This is a genomic window from Pseudomonas sp. FP2300 (assembly GCF_030687595.1).
Lineage (GTDB): Bacteria > Pseudomonadota > Gammaproteobacteria > Pseudomonadales > Pseudomonadaceae > Aquipseudomonas > Aquipseudomonas bijieensis.
The window spans coordinates 134,056-154,186 of the sequence record NZ_CP117440.1 but is presented as its reverse complement, the minus strand read 5'-3'; the positions used below and the strand labels follow the sequence as shown (position 1 = coordinate 154,186).

The 20,131-nt window shown below is 59.8% G+C and carries 10 protein-coding genes; 8 read left to right on the top strand and 2 right to left on the bottom strand.

From position 1 onward, the window contains the following. The first annotated feature begins 34 nt into the window (after positions 1 to 34). Positions 35 to 2,023, top strand: a complete 1,989-nt coding sequence (locus PSH86_RS00645) for a M3 family metallopeptidase (RefSeq protein ID WP_305487149.1) — start codon at positions 35 to 37, stop codon at positions 2,021 to 2,023. A gap of 4 nt (positions 2,024 to 2,027) precedes the next feature. Here PSH86_RS00645 and PSH86_RS00640 read toward each other — a convergent pair whose 3' ends face one another. Further along, a complete protein-coding gene (locus PSH86_RS00640) occupies positions 2,028 to 2,708 on the bottom strand; it encodes a tyrosine-protein phosphatase (RefSeq protein ID WP_176689602.1) in 681 nt (226 codons plus the stop codon). Between the two features lie 182 nt (positions 2,709 to 2,890). On the opposite strand from PSH86_RS00640, the gene PSH86_RS00635 reads away from it, so the two are divergent. The 7 genes from PSH86_RS00635 to PSH86_RS00605 all read left to right on the top strand — a co-directional run bounded on the left by PSH86_RS00635 (position 2,891) and on the right by PSH86_RS00605 (position 18,457). Beyond that, positions 2,891 to 3,949, top strand: a complete 1,059-nt coding sequence (locus PSH86_RS00635; protein WP_176688834.1) for a PA0069 family radical SAM protein — start codon at positions 2,891 to 2,893, stop codon at positions 3,947 to 3,949. 206 nt (positions 3,950 to 4,155) lie between these two features. Then, complete coding sequence (locus PSH86_RS00630; RefSeq protein WP_109752939.1) at positions 4,156 to 4,887, top strand: carbonic anhydrase; 732 nt, start codon at positions 4,156 to 4,158, stop codon at positions 4,885 to 4,887. 92 nt (positions 4,888 to 4,979) lie between these two features. Then, the gene (locus PSH86_RS00625; protein ID WP_109752938.1) at positions 4,980 to 6,509 is read left to right on the top strand and encodes a SulP family inorganic anion transporter; all 1,530 of its coding nucleotides are present in this window, start codon (positions 4,980 to 4,982) and stop codon (positions 6,507 to 6,509) included. Between the two features lie 328 nt (positions 6,510 to 6,837). Beyond that, on the top strand, positions 6,838 to 7,869 hold the full coding sequence (locus tag PSH86_RS00620) for a histone deacetylase family protein (RefSeq protein WP_116833859.1): 1,032 nt from the start codon (positions 6,838 to 6,840) through the stop codon (positions 7,867 to 7,869). Positions 7,870 to 7,880: 11 nt separating this feature from the next. Beyond that, positions 7,881 to 8,981: a polyamine ABC transporter substrate-binding protein gene (locus PSH86_RS00615; RefSeq protein WP_109752935.1), complete on the top strand. Its 1,101-nt coding sequence runs from the start codon at positions 7,881 to 7,883 to the stop codon at positions 8,979 to 8,981. A gap of 121 nt (positions 8,982 to 9,102) precedes the next feature. Next, on the top strand, positions 9,103 to 13,722 hold the full coding sequence (locus tag PSH86_RS00610) for a dermonecrotic toxin domain-containing protein (RefSeq protein ID WP_305487142.1): 4,620 nt from the start codon (positions 9,103 to 9,105) through the stop codon (positions 13,720 to 13,722). Positions 13,723 to 13,852: 130 nt separating this feature from the next. Next, the gene (locus tag PSH86_RS00605) at positions 13,853 to 18,457 is read left to right on the top strand and encodes a dermonecrotic toxin domain-containing protein (protein WP_305487139.1); all 4,605 of its coding nucleotides are present in this window, start codon (positions 13,853 to 13,855) and stop codon (positions 18,455 to 18,457) included. A 42-nt stretch (positions 18,458 to 18,499) separates the two neighbouring features. Here the strand turns inward: PSH86_RS00605 and PSH86_RS00600 are convergent, their stop codons facing one another. Beyond that, positions 18,500 to 20,047 carry a PLP-dependent aminotransferase family protein gene (locus PSH86_RS00600; RefSeq protein ID WP_116833856.1) on the bottom strand — a complete coding sequence of 516 codons (1,548 nt, stop codon included), beginning with the start codon at positions 20,045 to 20,047 and terminating at the stop codon, positions 18,500 to 18,502. Between the last annotated feature and the right edge of the window lie 84 nt (positions 20,048 to 20,131).

The window sequence follows — 20,131 nt, the reverse complement described above, 5'->3', positions numbered from 1 at the left end:
CTGCTCATCCCGTTCAGTCCATGGAAGGTTTCCGATGCCCAACGATGACAACCCGCTGTTGCAGGCCCATGACCTGCCACCTTTTTCCCAGATCCAAGCCCGGCATTTCTCGCCGGCCCTCGACCGGATTCTTGCCGAGAGCCGCGATCAAGTAGCCGACATCATCAAGACCCAGACACCGTTCCCCACCTGGGACGACCTCGTGCTGGCGATGGACGAAATCCACGCCCGGCTGAAAGGTTTCGACTATGTGCTCAAGCGCCTGACCTTGACCAGGACAGGCGACGCCTGGACCCAGGCTTCACTCGACTGCAGCGAACGGTTGCACGATTACCAGCGGTCGTTGAAACAACACCCCGAACTGTTCCAACTCTTCCAGCGCTTGGCGAACAGCCCGATAGCCCGGCATTTCACACCAGCGAGAAAAAGAACCCTGGAAAAGATCCTCCGGCAGTTTCGCCAGAACGGGTTGGCGCACACCGCACAGGCAGACTTGAAAGACCTGCAGCTACGCATCCAAGGTGCCCAGAGCTTGTTCCTGGAGCACCTGCACGAAGCCAATAAAGCCTGGAGCAAAACGTTTGACGATGAAGCTCAACTGAGCGGCCTGCCGCCGTCTTTCAAGCAACGCATGGTCGACCAGGCGCGTGAGGCCGGGCGTGAGGGCTGGCTGCTGACGCTCAATGAGGAGTCGTTTCGCATCGTCACCCGTTACGCTGACGATCACCTTTTGCGCAAGCAAATGTACGTCGCCTTCAGCACGCGCGCGTCGGACCAAGGGCCGCATGCCGGCGCGTTCGACAACGGTGAAGTACTCGCGCAATTGCTCAGGGATCGTCATCAACAGGCCACGTTACTGGGCTATTCGAATTACGCTCAAATGGCGATTGAGCCGGAGCAGGCCAAGTCGCCTGAACAGGTCCTGGCCTTCCTGCAAACACAGCTCGCCCAGCGGCACAGCGCATTTGTCCGGGACACAAAACAACTGCAGGCATTTGCCACGACGCAAGGCTTCAGGAGGCTCCAGCCTTGGGATTATCAATACCTGGCAGAACAACTTCGGCGGCAAACGACTGGGGTTTCGGAGCAGGCCGCCAGTGCCTGGTTTGAATTGGAGTCGACTTTCGCACAACTGTTACTGATCGCCAGGGACCTGTTCGGCGTGAACATCGTTGAACGTCAGGATGTGGCGACGTGGCATACGGACGTGCGTCTTTTTGAAATCCGCGAGCGGGATGAGACCCTGGGTTACCTCTATTTCGACCCGTTCGAGGATGCACATCAGGACGGCTTCCCCAATACCACCACCCTGCGCAACCGCCGCATCACCGCCGAGGGCCGGCCTCGGCACCCCATCGCCGCGTTGCATGGCTGGTTGCCGCGTGGCTCAGGTGCAAACCCGGTGTTGCTGGATCATCGGCAACTGCGCATCCTCTTTCACGAGTTCGGCCATTGCCTGCACCACATCTTGACCCGGGCTGAATACCGCGTCGTTTCCGGGATCTCGGAGCTGTCCCGGGATACGGCCGAATTCGCCGGGGTTTTGTTCGAGCAATGGTGCTTCTCCAAGCCATGCCTGATTCGTGTATCCAAACATCACCAAACCGGGGCGCCCTTGCCGGACAACATCGCCGATCAGTTGCTGGTTTACCTCCATACCCAGACCAGTTGGGACAGCGCCTCTTTCTTGCGTGATGCGCTGTTCGACGTAGAGTTGCACCGCAGCCACGGCGACGGACGCACTGCCCAACAAGTATTCGCGCAAGTCAGCGCACAGGTCGGGCATCTGCCGATGTCTGCAAACGAACGCTGGCCCAATGGCCTGGACTATATGGTGACCGGCTATGGGGCCGGGATCTACGCCTATGCCTGGGCGAAGGAATTGGCGAAAACCGTATTCCAGCGCTTCGAGCGCGACGGACTGTTCAACCGGGAAACCGGGCGGGCGTTGCGCGAGACGATTTTCGGGCCGAGCGACTCACGACCGCTGTCTGAATCGATCTCGGCGTTTTTGGAGACGTAACCGATCAGCGTTCGGGAAGCACAATCTGAGGGTCAAGATGACGCGTCGTCGTGGTCGAGTTGACCCAGCTTTCCAGGGAGCAAAGGGCAAAGACGCTGGTGCTGCAATCACCGTTCGCCAACGCCGTGCGGAGTTTGTCGACATCGGCCTGCATCATGTAGCGAACGCCGTCCTTGAAATGATGGCTGTCACCGAAGCCACCTTCGGTCATTTCGTTCAACGCATCCTCCTTGCTCCAGCCCTGTACCACCACCCGGTACATGGCGGCCACCAATCCGGTGCGGTCCGAGCCGTGCTTGCAATGCATCAACACCGGCCCCTTGGCTTCGGCCGCCTGGACGGCGCGCAAGGCCCTGAGTATGTCGCTGTCATCGACGTGATTGGTGCGATAGGGCAACTGCACCTGCTCGATGCCCGGGGTGGACAGCCAGCGCTTGTCCGACTCCGGCAGGAAAGTGATGACCGTGCCGATCCTGAGCTTCGTCAGCAAAGGCAGCGCTCCGCCGTCCGGCAGGGAGCTGCGGTAGAGCGTCGGTGACATCTGGTAGAGGTTGTAGTCCTTTTCCACCGGTTGCGCCCATTCAGCGGGCCTCGCCTCAGTGGAATCAGCCGCTTGGGCGGAAGTTTCGGCCAACCCGATGAGCAAGGCCAGGCAGAGCAGTGAACGGGAACAGAGCTTGAGCATGCACGAACGACCGAAAACGAAGGAATACGAGATGATCAGTTTCGGCTCGCTGCGGTTAAAAGCCTGTGAGGAGAACGTCAAAGTGTTGTGAACGATGATCCGGTATTTGGACTGCTGAATGGCACTGGCCTTAATCGAATACAGCGAATACTGTATGCACATACAGCTATCGGAGCATTCCCATGCCAGCCTCCCTTCCACCTCGCGGCCGCGGCACCGCGACCAACCCGCACAACCGCTTCGCCCCGAGTCGCTCGGTGGCTGAAGATGACGGTTGGCACCAGGAAGTCCCGCCAACCCAGGGCACCGAAGTGCGCATCGAAATGGCGAAGACCATCATTACCCGCAACACCTCGTCCGATATTCCCTTCGACCGCTCGATCAACCCGTACCGCGGCTGCGAACACGGCTGCATCTACTGCTATGCGCGGCCCAGCCACGCCTATTGGGACATGTCGCCGGGGCTGGATTTCGAAACCAAGCTGATCGCCAAGACCAATGCCGCCGATGTGCTGGAAGAGCAATTGTCCCGGCGCGGCTATCAATGCGCGCCGATCGCACTGGGTTCCAACACCGATCCCTATCAGCCTATCGAGCGCGAACAACGGATCACCCGGCGGATTCTCGAAGTGCTGCTGCGTTATCGGCATCCGGTGACCATCGTCACCAAGGGGTCGTTGATCCTGCGCGACCTGGACCTGCTGACCGAGCTGGCGCAACAACGCCTGGTGCACGTGATGATCAGCCTCACCACCCTGGACGATGAACTCAAGCGCATTCTCGAACCCCGCGCGGCGGCACCCAAGGCACGGCTGCGGGCGATCAAGGTCATGCGCGAGGCGGGTATTGCCGTGGGGGTGCTGTGTGCACCGATGATCCCGATGATCAATGACAGCGAGATCGAAAGCCTGCTGGCCGAAGCCCACGCCGCCGGCGCCCAGAATGCCGCCTACGTCATGCTACGCCTGCCGCTGGAAGTCGCGCCGCTGTTCGAGGAGTGGTTGCAGGCGCACTACCCGCAACGCGCCGCCCACGTGCTGAGCCTGGTTCGCCAGAGCCGCGGCGGTGAACTGTATGACAGCCGCTTCGGTGCGCGGATGCGCGGCGAGGGCCCGTTCGCCGACCTGCTGGCCCAGCGTTTCGCCAAGGCACTCAAGCGCTTGGGGCTTGAGCGCCGCGACGGGTACACTCTTGATTGCGATGCCTTCTGTCCGCCGGGCCGACAGATGTCGTTGATTTGATTAAAGTTGACCTTGGAAAGGCCACTGGACATGAACTGCGCCAGTGTTTCGCCACCCCTGGAATCGTTGTCCTAGAGCCTTCGATTTCAGTTTGAGTTAAGTTTCGGCCGCTACCTTGTTCAGCGAGTGACTGACGGGTCGAACATCTCGACCTGGATGTTTTTTAACCAGCCACTGGCGTCAGACCGTCAAAAAGAGGATGAATCATGAGTGACAAGGATAAACAGCCGTTGGCTGCGTCGGCTTCAGCCCAACCCGAGGCGGAAACCGCCGATGCAGCGCTGCAGCATATTGTTGACGGCTTTTTGCATTTCCATCACGAGATCTTTCCGCAGCAGGAAGAACTCTTCAAGAAACTCGCCACCGCCCAGAAACCCCGGGCGATGTTCATCACCTGCGCCGATTCGCGCATCGTGCCCGAGTTGATCACCCATAGCTCCCCCGGCGACCTGTTCGTGACCCGCAACGTCGGCAACGTCGTTCCGCCTTACGGGCAGATGAACGGCGGCGTCTCCACGGCCATCGAGTACGCCGTGCTGGCCCTCGGCGTGCAGCACATCATTGTCTGCGGCCATTCCGATTGCGGCGCCATGCGTGCGGTGCTCAACCCCGACACCCTGGAAAAAATGCCCACGGTAAAAGCCTGGCTGCGCCACGCCGAAGTGGCCAAGACCATGGTCCACGACAACTGTCCGTGCGGTGACGAAAAGCAAACCATGCCCATCCTCACCGAAGAGAACGTGATCGCGCAGTTGCAGCATTTGCGAACGCACCCTTCGGTGGCCTCGCGCATGGCCAGCGGTCAGTTGTTCATCCACGGTTGGGTGTACAACATCGAGACCAGCGAGATCAAAGCCTACGACGCGGACCAGGGACGTTTCCTGCCGCTCGATGGCAGCCATCCGATACCGGTGGCGACGCCCAAAGCGCGCTTCTAACCACTCCTAAACATCCTCGTGTGGTTCAAGCCTTACCGCTGTTTGCGCGGTAGGGCCTCGCCATGCCTGAAGAAAACTGCGGGAGAGTCGCCATGCGTGCTGCTCAATTAAAAGCTGTTCTGCCACGGGAGCTGCTGGCTTCGGTGGTTGTGTTCCTGGTGGCGCTACCCTTGTGCATGGGTATTGCCATCGCCTCCGGCCTGCCACCGGCCAAAGGCCTGATCACCGGGATCATCGGTGGTTTGGTGGTGGGTTTCCTGGCAGGTTCCAAGCTGCAAGTCAGTGGCCCGGCCGCCGGGTTGGCGGTGCTGGTCTTCGAGTTGGTGCGCCAGCATGGCGTGGCAATGCTCGGACCGATCCTGCTGCTGGCCGGTCTGCTGCAATTGTTGGCCGGGCGCTTTCGCCTGGGCTGCTGGTTTCGGGTCACCGCACCTGCGGTGGTGTACGGGATGCTCGCCGGTATCGGCGTGCTGATCGTGTTGTCCCAGGTCCACGTGATGCTCGACGCCGCGCCCAAGCCGTCAGGGCTGGATAACCTGGCGGCGTTCCCGGCAGCGGTGGCCCAGGCTTTGCCATCCTTTGGCTGGCAGGCCGGCCTGCTCGGGTTGTCGACGATTGCGGTGATGTGGCTGTGGGAAAAATTTCGCCCCCACAGCCTGCGCTTCATTCCTGGCGCCTTGCTTGGCGTAGGCCTGGCGACCGTCGCCAGCCTGCTGCTGGCCTTGCAGGTCAAACGCGTGGAAGTCCCCGAGAACCTCGCCGAAGCCATTGATTGGCTGCGTCCGGCCGACCTGCTGAACCTGGCCGACCCTACGCTGCTGATCGCCGCGTTCGCCGTGGCCTTCATCGCCAGCGCCGAAACCCTGCTGTCAGCAGCTGCCGTGGATCGCATGCACAGCGGTGAACGTGCGGACTTCGACCGGGAACTGTCGGCGCAAGGCATCGGCAACATGCTCTGCGGCCTGCTCGGCGCCTTGCCAATGACCGGCGTGATCGTGCGCAGCTCGGCCAACGTCCAGGCCGGAGCCACTACACGAATGTCGACGATTTTCCACGGCCTGTGGCTGTTGCTCTTCGTGCTGTTGCTGTCCAGCGTGCTGCAAAGCATTCCGGTGGCGAGCCTGGCGGGTGTGCTGGTGTACACCGGTTTCAAACTGGTGGACCTCAAGGCGTTTCGCAGCCTGGGCCGCTATGGCCGGATGCCGATGTTCACCTACGCCGCCACGGCGCTGGCGATCATCTTCACCGACCTGTTGACCGGTGTACTGATCGGTTTCGGCCTGACCCTGGCGAAACTAGCCTGGAAAGCCTCGCGCCTGAAAATCAGCCTGATCGACCTGCCCAGTGACGGTGAGATGGAACTGCGGTTGGTCGGGGCGGCAACCTTCCTCAAGGTCCCGGCGTTGACCCAAGTGCTGGGCACCATACCGACAGGCGCCACCGTGCATGTGCCGCTCAATAACCTGAGCTACATCGACCACTCGTGCCTGGAGCTGCTGGAAGAATGGGGCCGGGCAAACGCCAGCAAGGGCTCGAAACTGCTGATCGAATCCCGCGGGCTCAAGCGCCGGTTGGAAGGGCGGTTGCGGACCACCGTGGGGGTTGGCGCAGCCTCTGCCTGACACCTTGAGTCCAAATGGGAGAGAGCCTGCTCGTGATAGCGGTGTGTCAGTCAACTGCGATGTTGCTGATGCAATGCAATCGCGAGCAGGCTCGCTCCCACAGGTGATCAGCAACTGATCGAGCTGCGTTCATTCGGGTACTGGATCACGTCGAACCGCAATAGCCATCCTTCTGCCCCAACCCCGCGCACACCTGCGCCAACAAGGGGCGATTTACGGTCAAATCTTTTGGCCATTTCGATCCCCTTTTGGCCTCTCCTGCCGTTCTCTGAAACGCCGCGCGCCGCAAGACTGTGTTCAAACGGATCAGCCTTGCGGAGAACAAAAAATGCTGACGATTTACTCGGACGATCACCACCTGCACCACGGGCGCTGCGAATTGATGGATGGGCAGTTGATGCCCTGTTTCGAGATGCCGTCCCGGGCCGATCATGTGCTGGAGCGGGTCAAGGCGCGGGCACTCGGGCCGGTGGAGGCGCCGCAGGATTTTGGCCTGGGACCGATCCAGCGTATCCACAGCCCGGCCTACCTGGAATTTTTCAAAGGTGCGTGGGATCGCTGGGCTGAGTATGGGCGCGACGGCGATTTGCTGCCTTTCACTTGGCCCGCACGGACCCTGCGCACGGTCATCCCGACAAGCCTGCACGGCCAGCTCGGCTATTACAGCTTCGACGGCGGTGCGCCGATTACCGCCGGCACGTGGCAGGCCGCCTACAGCGCCGCGCAAGTGGCCCTCACCGCCCAGGCGGATATCCAGCGCGGTGCGCGCAGTGCCTTCGCGTTGTGCCGGCCGCCAGGGCACCACGCCGCTGGCGATTTGATGGGCGGTTATTGCTACTTGAACAACGCCGCCATCGCCGCCCAGGCCTTTCTCGACCAAGGCCATAAGAAGGTCGCGATCCTCGACGTGGATTACCACCACGGCAACGGCACCCAATCGATTTTCTACGAACGCAGCGACGTGTTGTTCGCGTCGATCCACGGCCATCCGGAAGCCGAGTTTCCGTTTTTCCTGGGCTATGCGGATGAGCATGGTGAGGGCCAAGGTGAGGGCTTCAATTTCAACTACCCTTTGCCGGCCGGCTCAGGCTGGGACACCTGGAGCGCGGCGCTGGAACAGGCCTGCGGGCAAATCCAGGGCTACGACGCCGATGTCATCGTCGTGTCCCTGGGCGTGGACACTTTCAAGGACGACCCGATCTCGCAATTCAAGCTCGACAGCCCGGACTACCTGGCGATGGGCAAGCGCATCGCGGCGCTCGGCAAACCGACGCTGTTCGTGATGGAAGGCGGTTATGCGGTGGCAGAAATCGGCATCAATGCCGTGAACGTTCTTGAAGGTTTCCAAAACGCCCAATGAGGAATAACAGCATGAACAGACTCAAGCGTTTAATGGCCCCGGCCCTGTGCGCCGCGCTGCTTTGCGGCGCGGTCCAGGCCGAGGAGCGCACCTTGCGCGTCTACAACTGGTTCGACTACATCACGCCCAAGGCCCTGGACGATTTCAAGGCGCAGAACAGCCAGGTCAAGCTGGTCTACGACATCTTCGACACCAACGAGGCCCTGGAGGCCAAGCTGCTGACGGGCAATTCCGGCTATGACGTGGTGGTGCCGTCCAACGTGTTCCTGGCCAAGCAGATCGAAGCCGGGGTGTTCCAGCCCCTGGACCGCAGCAAGCTACCGAACTGGAACCACCTCGATCCCAAGCTGATGAAGCTGATCGAAGCCAACGACCCGGGTAACAAGTTCGCCGTGCCCTACATGTACGGCACCATCCTGATCGGCTTCAACCCGGACAAGATCAAGGCCGCCCTGGGTGACAACGCACCGGTGGACAGCTGGGATCTGATCTTCAAGGAAGAGAACATCAGCAAGCTCAAGCAGTGCGGCGTGGCATTGCTCGATTCGCCGTCCGAGATACTGCCCCTGGCCCTGCAGCACTTGGGCCTGGACCCCAACAGCAAGAAGCCGGCGGACTACGCGAAGGCCGAAGCGTTGTTGATGAAGATCCGTCCGTACATCACTTATTTCCATTCGTCCAAGTACATGGCCGACATCGCCAACGGCGACATCTGCGTGGCCGTCGGTTACTCCGGCAGCTTCTCCCAGGCGGCCAACCGCGCCAAGGAAGCCAAGAACGGCGTGACGGTGGACATGCGCCTGCCCAAGGAAGGCGCACCGATCTGGTTCGACATGCTCGCCATCCCCAAAGGTGCCGCCAACCCGGGCGACGCCTACACCTTCATCAACTATCTGCTGCAACCGAAGGTGATCGCGCCAGTCAGCGATTTCGTCGGTTATCCGAACCCGAACAAGGACGCCACGGACATGGTCGACCCGGCGATCCGCAACAACCCCAACCTGTACCCGACAGAGGCGGCGATGGCCACGCTCTACACCTTGCAACCGTTGCCAAGGGACGCCGAGCGCGCGCGGACACGAGCCTGGACCCGGATCAAGTCTGGACAGTAAGTGCAGGGATGTAAGGCGGCATATACATAGTTACCACCTTCCCAGTCATACGCCCTCCTAGCATGGAAAACCCGAAGCGCTCGCTTCGGGAATTCCAAGTATCGCGAGACGGGAGACTGAGATGACACAACCCCCAACGATCACAAACGCCACGCCCTATGCCAACCCCAGGGACGCGGTACTCAACCAGTTGTTTGCGGGCCCCACCTATCCAGAGGTCGCCGCCATACTCCTGCGCGATGCCCTCAAGAAGCTGTACCCCGCGCTGAACCTCGATCCCCATACCACCGTGGTCGGCGAGCCGAACTGGGACATTGTCGACGGCGAAATCGTGGAGCGTCAGACCCGCTATGAAACCCTCAGCGACATGCTGGCGGGGCTCGCGAACGAAGGAGAACCCATTCTGCTGATCGAAGGGCTGCACTTTCTGACCCAACTGCCGCTCACAACCCCCGACGTGCATTTGCCGGTGCGCATCGACCAGATTGGCAACCTGATCAACGAGCTGGTACCCACCATGTTGACGGCCTGCCAGGAACAACAACTGGCGTACTGGAATGCTTCAGTCGGCGAATCCGGCCCACGCTGGCATGATCTCTCCAGTACATTGCGCAGAGCCTGGGACGTCAGGCAGATCAGGGGCTGGACCGCGACTGAATGCGAAATGGCCATGCACCTGTTCCGCTACCCCGATCGCCAGGGCCGCAAGGACAACAACCGTTTTGACACCCACGCTTATCTGATCGACGTCGACGGCGTTAACGACGATGAAGTGACACGTTTGAATGAAAACTCGATCGTGGTGCTGATCGGCAAAATCGACAGCCAGGAGGTCATCCTCAAGTACTCGACGCTCAACGGCTACGAGAAGTTCGGCTCGCAACACGCACTGGGGCAGTCGCTCCCAGCTCATCTGGATTCGCGCGGATACAGGACCATCCGATGGCGGCTCTATGAGCCCGACGGCAACATCTTCGACCATAAGGCCTGTGGGTTGATCGCCGAGCAAATCAAGATCATCGGCGCCTCCGGCGCGAAAATCAGGGCACCCTACGAGCCCGGACAACCGCCTGCCAGCGGCCAGGACCTGGACAGCGACCCGATCGAGGCCTGGTTCAAGAAGCAGGTGCCCCACTGGTTGCAGGCTGCCTCGACATCCGATCAGATCCTGTTCGCCCAGCACATGAAGAACCTGTCGATATTGACCAGTATCCACTCCGGCAGAACCTACCTGGACGGCATTCCCTCCATCAAGGACTATGCGTTGGATGCTCTGAAAAAGCAGATGCAATCGGAACACACCGACGCGTCGAGCCTCGACCTGGAACACATCCAGATCGAGATAAGGAGCCCCGTTGTCTGGGGGAGTTTCGTCGTTCCCGGCAGGATCGACACCACCCGGTTCAGCCTGGTTGAGCTGGCGCTGCAAAACCTGATTGCAATGCCCGTGGGCAACAAAACCGTCACATCGCTCGGTGACGACACGTTACCCAAGTGGCTGACTGTCGAGTACGTCGAAGATCTCATCACCACCGTCGATATCGGTCGGGTTTACCCTGAGCTGATCAGGCAAAAGCTGCTCGACGATCCCGAAGAATCATCGCTGCGCGAAGGTTTGTACACCGCCCAGTTACGCATTCAGCTGCCGATGCTGGCGCTGGAATGCAAGATCCGTGGGCAAGGCAATCTGGACGAAAGGGGCTACCGCTACATCGCGGCACTGATGGAGCCCGAAGAAGCCGATCGCAAGGTGGACGGCAAAACCATCGTCCTGCGCAAACTGGCCTTCGTACCCGAGCTGCAGGTGGGCAACTCGGAAGACGTCGTGACCAATATGTTCATCATCGGCCCCCAGGACTCGGACGCCGGCCCTTGCCTGCTCTATCGACCGATGCTGGAACCGCAATTGAGCCAATACCCGTCGTTCAGCAACCTTTTGTATACGATCAAGCAAACACCTTCCTTACGCCAATCGGTGCTGGCGTGGCTGCCCGATGGGGTCCGTGACGATTACGGCCGATTTGTTTTCCCGGACCTCCTGCCATCCCCCTGGAGCATCGTAGCGTTCGTGGCGGCCCCTTTGACGTCATTGGCCAATAGCGGCCCCGTCAGTTTGAGCGACAAGACCCTGGGGGTGGATTTCCTGCCACAGTTGTTCAAGGCCAATGCCGATGCCCTGGTCGAGTTGGCCAACCGTCAATCGGTCTCCAACAGCGAAAATCGCTGGGAGACTTTTAAACAGGCCGGTTGGCTGATTTTCAACCTGGCATTGCCTTATTTGGGGGTCACCGCGGGCACCGCGGTCTGGCTCTGGCAAATGCTGGACGATATCGACAAGTTGACGCAAAACAACGAAATGCTCGATCGCCCGGCCAAGTGGGAAGTGTTCGCGGACCTGCTGCTGAATCTCTCACTGGCGCTCATTACCCACACCCTGGACCATGCCAGGGAAACCAAGCGTGGCCGCCGGGTGGAAGCACAGGAGGTGATAAGCGAACTGGAGAGCCTGCTCAAACCCCAACATGAACTGGCTATACAAGAGCTCGCAACGCTCACGAGCAAAGCCCTGCCGGCCGAGCATTACGAGAACATTCGCTCCAGTGGCGCCTTGATGAGCCGGTCGAGAGAAAGTATGACGCTCCTTGACCCATTCAGCGTCAAAGAGCCCGAAGCGGCAGGAGATCCCCTCGCCGACGGCCCGCTCAAAGGGCTCTACGAGCACCATGGGGAGCGGTACGCAAAAATCTCAGGCAAATGGTTCAAGGTGGGCCTGAAGGAAGAGCAGGTCTCTATCGTCGATGGGAAAGATCCCACACGTACCGGCCCCCTCCTCATGGGTGACCGCAATGGCGAATGGCACATCGATACTCGCCTGCGTAAGAGTGGCCCCAGCTCCAAGACTGTCAGGCAAAAAGTCATTGCTGACGCGCAACATCGCCGGGTTGAACTGCTGACTGAACTGAACCGGTTTGAAGCCAAGAAACCGCAGAGCCAGAAACTGCTGACCATGGAATCGAGACGGATGGACGAGGCCTCGGGCCCTGCCAGGGAGACCCTGCGCGATGCGTATGTCGGTGCGTTGAAAACCCAGCGCGAGCGCTACGAAGAGGCGTTGAGGGTGCTGATCGAATGGCCCGTCTTCCAGTCGAGACCCGACTACCCCCGTACCAGGCTCGGCTATCTGAACGCGCAGGTAGACTTCACCTTCGCCGAGATGGAAGCACTGCAAGAACGCTTTAGCCCGGCCATGAGCAAAGCCAAAAGCATGATCACCTCCAGGATCCGGGTATTGGAGCAACAGCACATTGCGGCGGCCGAAAGTATGGTCAGCGTCGGCGACGACATGATTGAACGCCTGGACTACGTCGAGACGCGCTTCTCCCAACTCAAGGAGATCGGGCGCGAGGGCTTCGAATTTGTTCGACAGCACCGTAAAAAGATGCCGCTCTACACAGGCGACGACCTTCGCCTGATCAAGCTGGACATGTTCCGTCATCTCTGCCTTTCACTTGAAAGCGTCGAGTCAGTGCCCGAAGCCTGGGAAGCATTCAACCATGTCGCTGACAGTGCCACAGTGGCTTTCCAAAGCCTGCGCGATGCGATCGATGAGCGAAGCAGAATCCGCCTGGACGAGCAGATCGATGCCTTTGGCAGCCTGGCCGAACAGTTCATGGCCATCGATGAACACCTCAGCTACCTGGGTAGCGAATACAAAGACAGCGTCCGCGCGCCACAACTGGCACGCCTGCACAAGGGCATCGGCACGGTCGTAAAGCGCGCCTTGCGTCATCTGGCATCCGCCCTCGATGAAAGAAGCAACCAGCGAACCGCAGGCTCTCCTTACGAGCAACGCCCCAGGCCTCGAAAAACCTTTATCAGGGCGCGTTTCTGGGGGTTGGTCAGTGGTGAACCCCGACTATCGAAAATGATGGAAGAAACGGATTGGGTCGATGTGAAGAACCCGTTCACGGGGGAGATCATCGTCACGTTCCATCGCAAGGAAACCGGCGAATGGATACCTCACATGAGGCCCGACGCCGAGCCGGCCGCAGTGCCTGCGCTGGCTATCAGCGTCACGAAGGGCACCGACCTGATCAACGGATTGGACACGTTCAAGGCACAGTTCGATCTCGCCACAAAACAGCCGGGACAGACACCCGCGGGTATCGGGATGATCCTCAACGCCCACGCGAGCCGGATGGAGAAAGTCAGCGCTGCCATTCAAAAGGCGCTCGATCAGACCAATGGGGTTGCTTCAAACGAAACGACGGAGCTTCCTGAAGCACAACGGCAATCGGCCGAGCGCTTGCGCACTCAACTCACGACGCAATCGAAAGCCCTTTATGAGCTGGGATTCGAGACCTTATTGAATGTCATCAAACAACGCCCGCCGACCATGAGTGGCATCATCTGGCTTAAAAGCCGCAACCAGATTTCCATCACCAAGCAAAAAAGCCGGCAGCGCATCAAAAAAGCGCCCTATGGCTACCTGGACAGGTATGAGATCAAGGATCGGAAAACCAACAGAACGCTCTGGTTCGCGGATTTCCGCTACACGACCAATTGGGTGCCCGCCCATGCGTTCGTTTCAGCGCGCTTGAAAACAATCGAGCAAGCCGCTCAAGAAATCACCACCGAATCCACCGAGCTGTTTAGCCAGCGTCAACTGATCGACCATTACCGCAGTGAAATTGCCACGGACCAAGCCAGGGAGGTGTTCTTTCAAAAGAAACACACGTGAATGCGTGACAGACAACCGAGGCGCCGCAGGGCGGCGTATACATAGTTACCACCTTCCCCGTCATGCCCCTCCCTAGCATGCAATCCCCGAAGCACTCGTTTCGGGGATTGCACAAGACAGGGAAACCCAAATGACAAGAACCGTCACAACCACCACGAGCTCCGCACCCGAAGCGCGCCTTCGGGATGCGGTGCTCAATCAGATGCTCGCGGGGCCTACCTCCCCGGAAGTGGCCAGCCTACTGCTGCGCCAAGCCCTCAAAAAAATGTACCCGACGCTGGACCTTGATCCACACAACACAGTGGTCGGCGAGCCTAATTGGGACGTCGTCGACGGCAACATCGTGCAGCTTCCCACCCGTTATAAATCCCTCAGCGACATGTTGGCCGAGCGCGTGGGCGAGAGTGAATCGACCTTGCTGATCGAAGGGCAGCACTTCCTGACTCAACTGCCCCTCACCGTCCCAGAGGTGCACCTGCCGGTGCGTATCAGTCTGATCGGGCTGCTGATCAACGAACTGGTGCCCGCCATGACGTCCGCTTTCCAGGAACAACAACTGGCGTACTGGAATGCCTCACTCGGCGCCTCCGGCCCTCGTTGGCATGAGCTCTCCAGCAACCTGCGCAAGATCTGGAACGTCAGCCAGGTCCAGGGCTGGACCTCGACTGAATGCGACATGGCCAGGCAATTGTTCCTTTACCCGGACCTGCAGGACCGCAAGCACCATGACCGCTATGACACGCACGCCTATTTGATCGATATCGATGAAGTTGACGGCGATACAGTCCGTCGCGTGAACGAAAACTCGATCGTGGCATTGATCGCAAAGATCGACGGCAAAGAAGTCATCCTTATGTACTCTCTGCGCAACGGTTATGAGAAGTTCGATTCACAAGACGCGCTGGGTCAATCCCTGCCGACTCATCTGAACACCGTCAACCGCACAAAAATCCAGTGGCGGCTGTATGAGCCCGACGGCAATGTTTTCGATCACAAGGCCTGTGGGCTGATCGCTATGCAGGTCAAAGTCATCGGGGATCCCGGTTATCTGGAAGGCCTGATAGCCGACGAGAGGGAACAGGCCGATCACGACGGACCGGACCGGGGTAACGCCCCTTCCCAGGACTGGTTCGAGAAACAGACGCCCGATTGGTTGCAGGCCGCGTCGACATCCGACCAATTCCTGTTCGCCCAACACCTGAAAAACCTCTCGGCACTGGGCAGCGCCCATGCCGGCAAGACCTATCTGGACGGTATCCCCGCCATCAAGCAGTACGCCTTGAACAGGCTGAAGCAGCAGATGCTGGCCGACCACGCCGATGCCTTGACCCTCGACTTGGAAGCCATCGAGATCCAGATACGCAGTCCCGTCGTCTGGGGGACTTTCGTGGTCCCCGGCAAAATCCAAACCACTCGGTTCAGCCTCGTTGAACTGGCCTTGCAAAACCTGATTGCGCTTCCCTTGGGCGATAAAACCCTCAGGTCTGTCAATGGCCGTGCATTGCCCAAGTGGATGACGGCTAATTACATCGAGAACCTCATCACCCAAGTCGATATCGGTCGCGTTTATCCCGAGCTGATCAAAACCCAACTACTCGACGATCCGGCCGAATCAACCCGGCGCGAAAACCTGTACACCTCACAGTTGCGAATCCAGTTACCCCTGCTGGCGCTGGAGAGCAAAATCCGCGGGCTGGGAGACATCGATGAACGGGGTTACCGCTATGTCGCTGCGCTGATGGAGCCCAAGGAGTCCGATCGCCAGGTCGATGGGCAGCCCATCGTCCTGCGCCCACTGGCGTTCGAATCCAAGCATGCACTGAGCACCTCGGCAGACGTCGTGACCAACATGTTCGTGATCGGCCCGAAAGATCCGGATGCCGGCCCCTGCCTGCTTTATCGACCGTTGCTTGAGCCGCCGCTGTGTCAGTACCCGTCGTTCAGCAACCTGATCTACGCCATCCGGCAAACGGCCTCCTTGCGCCAATCGGTCCTGGCGTGGCTACCCGATGGGGTACGCGGCAGTTACAGCCGATTCGTTTTCCCGGACACCCTGCCTTCACCCTGGGCCATCGTGGAGTTTGCGGTCGACCCTGTGTCGTCATGGCTCAATAGCGCGCCCATCGGTTTGAGCGACAAAACCCTGGGGGCTGACTTCCTGCCGCGGCTGTTCAAAGCCAATGCCGCTGCCCTGGTCGAGCTGGCCGACCGGCAATCGGTGTCCAACCGCGAAAATCGTTGGGCCACCTTCAAACAGACCGGCTGGTTGATTCTCAACCTGGCGCTGCCTTACCTGGGCACCGCCGTAGGCACCGCGGCCTGGCTCTGGCAAATTCTGGACGACCTTGAAACATTGACCCAGAGCGACGAAGCCTCCAACCGCCAGGCCAAGTGGGAGGCCTTCGTCGACCTGCTGCTGAACATGGCCATGGCGATCACGACTCACGCCATCGACCGCGCCAGGGAAAACGCCGACAGCCGTCGACCCGAGGCGCCAGAGGTCGTGCGTGAACCGGCAAGCCCGACAAAACCTGAACTCGTGATCGAGAAGCTTGCCCCTCTAACGAACAAAAAACTGTCACCCGAGCACTATGACGCCATCCACTCCAGCGGTGCCTTGGCAGACCAATCCGCCAAACGCGCCGAGCTGCTTGAATCCTTCAGCGTGAACAAACCCGAAAACGCCGAACAGCCCATGACAGAAGGCGCGCTCAAAGGGCTCTACGAGCAGGGAGGGCACTGGTACGCAAAAATGGCCAACCAGTGGTTCAACGTGACGGTGGAGGGCGAGCAGGTATCCATCGTTGATGAAAACGACCCCGCACGCACCGGCCCGCCCCTGATCAATGATGCAGAGGGCGAATGGCGTATCGACACGCGCCTGCGCTTGCGCGGCAGTGGGTCAAAGGGCGTCAGGCAAAAAGTCATCGCGGATGCGAAACGCCTCAGCACCCAACTGCTTGCCGAACTGAACCGGTTCGAGGAACGCAAAACCCAGGACCAGAAGCTGCTGACCATGAACGCCAAGGAGATGAACCAAGCCTCCGACTCTTCCAGGGAGGCCAGGCGCAACGCTTACTTGAGCACCTTGAAAACACAGCGGGAAAGCTACGAAGAAGCATTGGAGATTTTGATTCAGTGGCCCGTCTTCCAATCAAGGCCCGACGCACCTCGAGCCAGGCTCGGTTACCTGAACGCGCAGATCAACTTCACGTTCGAGGAGATAGGCACCCTGCAGGAGCGATTCACCCCGGCCCTGAGAACAGCGGTGGACATGGCCACCTCGAGCATCGAACAAGTGGAGCAAGCACACGTTGATGCCGCCGAAAACATGATCAAGGTCGGTGAAGATATGATCGAGCGCCTGGATTACATGGAAACGCGCTTTTCCAGACTGAGGAAGGTGGGGCGCGAAGGCGTTGAACTGCTGCGCAAACACCGGGCGAGAATGCCCGCCTACAAGAGCGATGCGATTCGGCTCATTCAGTTGGACATGTATCGTCACCTCTGCCTGTCACTGGAAAGCCTCAACGACCTGCCCGAAGGCTGGGCCGACATCAACCAGCTTGTCGATAACACCACCGTCGCTTTTCAAAGCCTGCATGACGCCATCAATGAACGAAGCGTGATCCGCCTGGACGAGCAGATCGATGCATTCGGCAGCCTGACGGAGCAGTTCACGGCCATCCAGGAGCACCTCCAATACGTGGGCGAGGAATACAGGGACAGCGTCCGTGTGACGGAACTCACTCGACTGGGCAAGCAGATCGGCCAGCTTAAAGAACGGGCGTTGCGCCATTTAGCACGCGCCCTCGACGAAAGAAGCAACCGGCGAAGCGAAGCCGGTCCTTACCAGGCGCGCCCCAGGCCCAGGAAAAAATTCATCCGGGCGCGCTTCTGGGGGCTGGTCAGTGGCGAACTCCGTTTAACCAAGACCCTGGAAGAAACCGATTGGCTCGATGTCAAATATCCGCTCACGGATCGAATCATCGCCACCTTCCATCGCAAGGAAACCGGCGAGTGGCTGCCCCATGTGAATACTGAGACGCCGTTGGCCGTCCCGGTGTTGGCGACCAGCATCACCAAGGGCAAGGCTCTGCTCGACGGATTGGCTGCGTTCAAGGCACAGGTCGAGCAATACACGACAAAGCCAGAGCGGTCGCCCACCGGCATCGGACTGATTCTGAACGCACACGCCAACCGGATGGAGAAAGTCGCCATCGCGATCACGAAGGGCCTGGACAATGCGTCAAACGAAACGGTTGACCTCTCGGCTGAGCAACAGCGTTTGGCGCAATCCACACGCACGGCACTCAAGAAAGCCTCGAAAACCCTTCACGACGAAAGCTTCGACACCGTACTGAATGTCATCAAACAACGCCCGCCGACCATGAGCGGCCTTCTCTGGCTCAAGAACCGAAACCAGATTTCCATCACCAAGCAAAAAAATCGGCAACGCATCAAAGGCCCTCTGCGCGGTTATCTCGACCGGTATGAGATCAAAGACCTGAAAACCAATAAGACCCTCTGGTTCGCCGATTTCCATTACTCAACGAGCTGGGTGCCGCCTCATGCGTTCGTTTCCGCGCGCTTGAGAACACCCGAGCAAGTCAATCAACGGATTGGCGTCGAATCCACCCAGACATTCAACCAGCGCCAACTGATCGAGCATTACCGCAGCGAAATCGCGGTGGATCAGGCCAAGGAAGTGTTTTTTTCCAAACAACCGTCATAACGGCGAAAACCCGGGGCATCCACAGATGCCCTGTTTCAGCCGTCAGGTTTTCCAGGCTGTCGCCAGGCCCGCCAGCGCAATGTCTATCGCCGCTGGCGGGACGGCCGCGAACCCCAGCACCAACCCGGCATGCACTTGCGACGACGTTGTAGTGGGCAGCCAATAACCACTCAAGCCATTGATCTCGACGCCCACGCTGGTCGCTTGCGCTATCAGTTCACACTCACGTTCAACGCTGTCCACCGGCACGGTGACATGCAGCCCGGCCACCACCGTGGGCATGACGCCAATGCCCGCAACCGCCTTCGGCCAGCCGCTCAGCAGCGCGTCACGCCGGGCCAGGGCGGCCCGGCGCATGCGCCTGATGTGCCGCTGGAAATGCCCGGCGGCCATGAACTCGGCCATCACCGCTTGGGTGCTGACTTCGGAGTGACGCATATCCACCGCGCGGCGGCGGGCGAAGGCGTCGACCAGGCCAGGCGGCAATACGAGATAACCCATGCGCAAGGCCGGAAACGCGACTTTGCCGAACGTGCCGACGTAAAGCACCCGCCCCTGGCGATCCAGCGCGGCCAATGGCGCCAACGGTGCGCCGCTGTAGCGGTATTCACCGTCGTAGTCGTCCTCGACGATCCAGCCGTCATTGCGTTCGGCCCAGGCTAGCAGCTCCAGCCGCCGTGCCAGGCTCATGACCACCCCGGTCGGGTATTGATGGGACGGTGTGACGTAGGCCAGCCGACAGTGGCTCAACGCACCGAGTGCCGTGCAATTCAACCCATCGCCATCAACCGGTACGCCTCTCACCTCGGCACCCGCAACAGCAAACGCATGCCCGGCGGCGCGATAGCCTGGGTTTTCCACCGCCACGATGTCACCCGGGTCCACCAGCAACTGTGCACAAAGGCTGATGCCCTGCTGCGCGCCGCTGGTGATCACAATTTGTTCAGCCGTGCAGTGCAGGCCTCGCGAACTGCGCAGGTATGCGGCGATCAGCCCACGCAAGCGCGCATCCCCCTGGGAATCGCCATAACAGAGCTGTTGCAGGTCCGGTTTGCGCCAGAAAGCCGCATTCAGCTTGGCCCAGACGTCGAAGGGGAACAGATCGAACGCTGGAATGCCGACCCGAAACGCCCTCGGTGGGCCACTGGGCGGCAGGGGCAAATGGTGCTTTTCGACCCGATCCAGCGCATCGCTGTGGATAACTTTACTGGATGGACCCACAGGTAAATCGAGCCAATCTGTGGATAAGGCTGTGGGTAAGCCTGTTGAAAACCCTGTGGATACTTTTGTGGATATGTTTTTCAGCGGCAGCGTCGTCGAGGACAGTTTCGCCACATAAGTCCCGTCACCGACCCGCCCTTCGATGAAACCCTCGGCGTAGAGCTGGTCGTAGGCGCGCACCACACTGTTGCGCGAGATCGACAGGGCCGCCGCCAGGTCACGACTGGCCGGTAGGCGCGTGCCGCTGGCCAGGCGCCCGTCCAGCACCCGTGCCCGTAAGGCCTGGTAAAGCTGGCGGCTGAGTCCCTGGCGGCGATCGAGCTCGATGCCCGCGGGGTTGAACGACAGTGGCGGCACGGCGTTGTTCATGACAGCTCCCGAAAATGGACCTGTGAAATTGGCTGAAAGTGGCTCTTACAACAGACCAATAGCCTGCCTAGGATGCTCGCATTC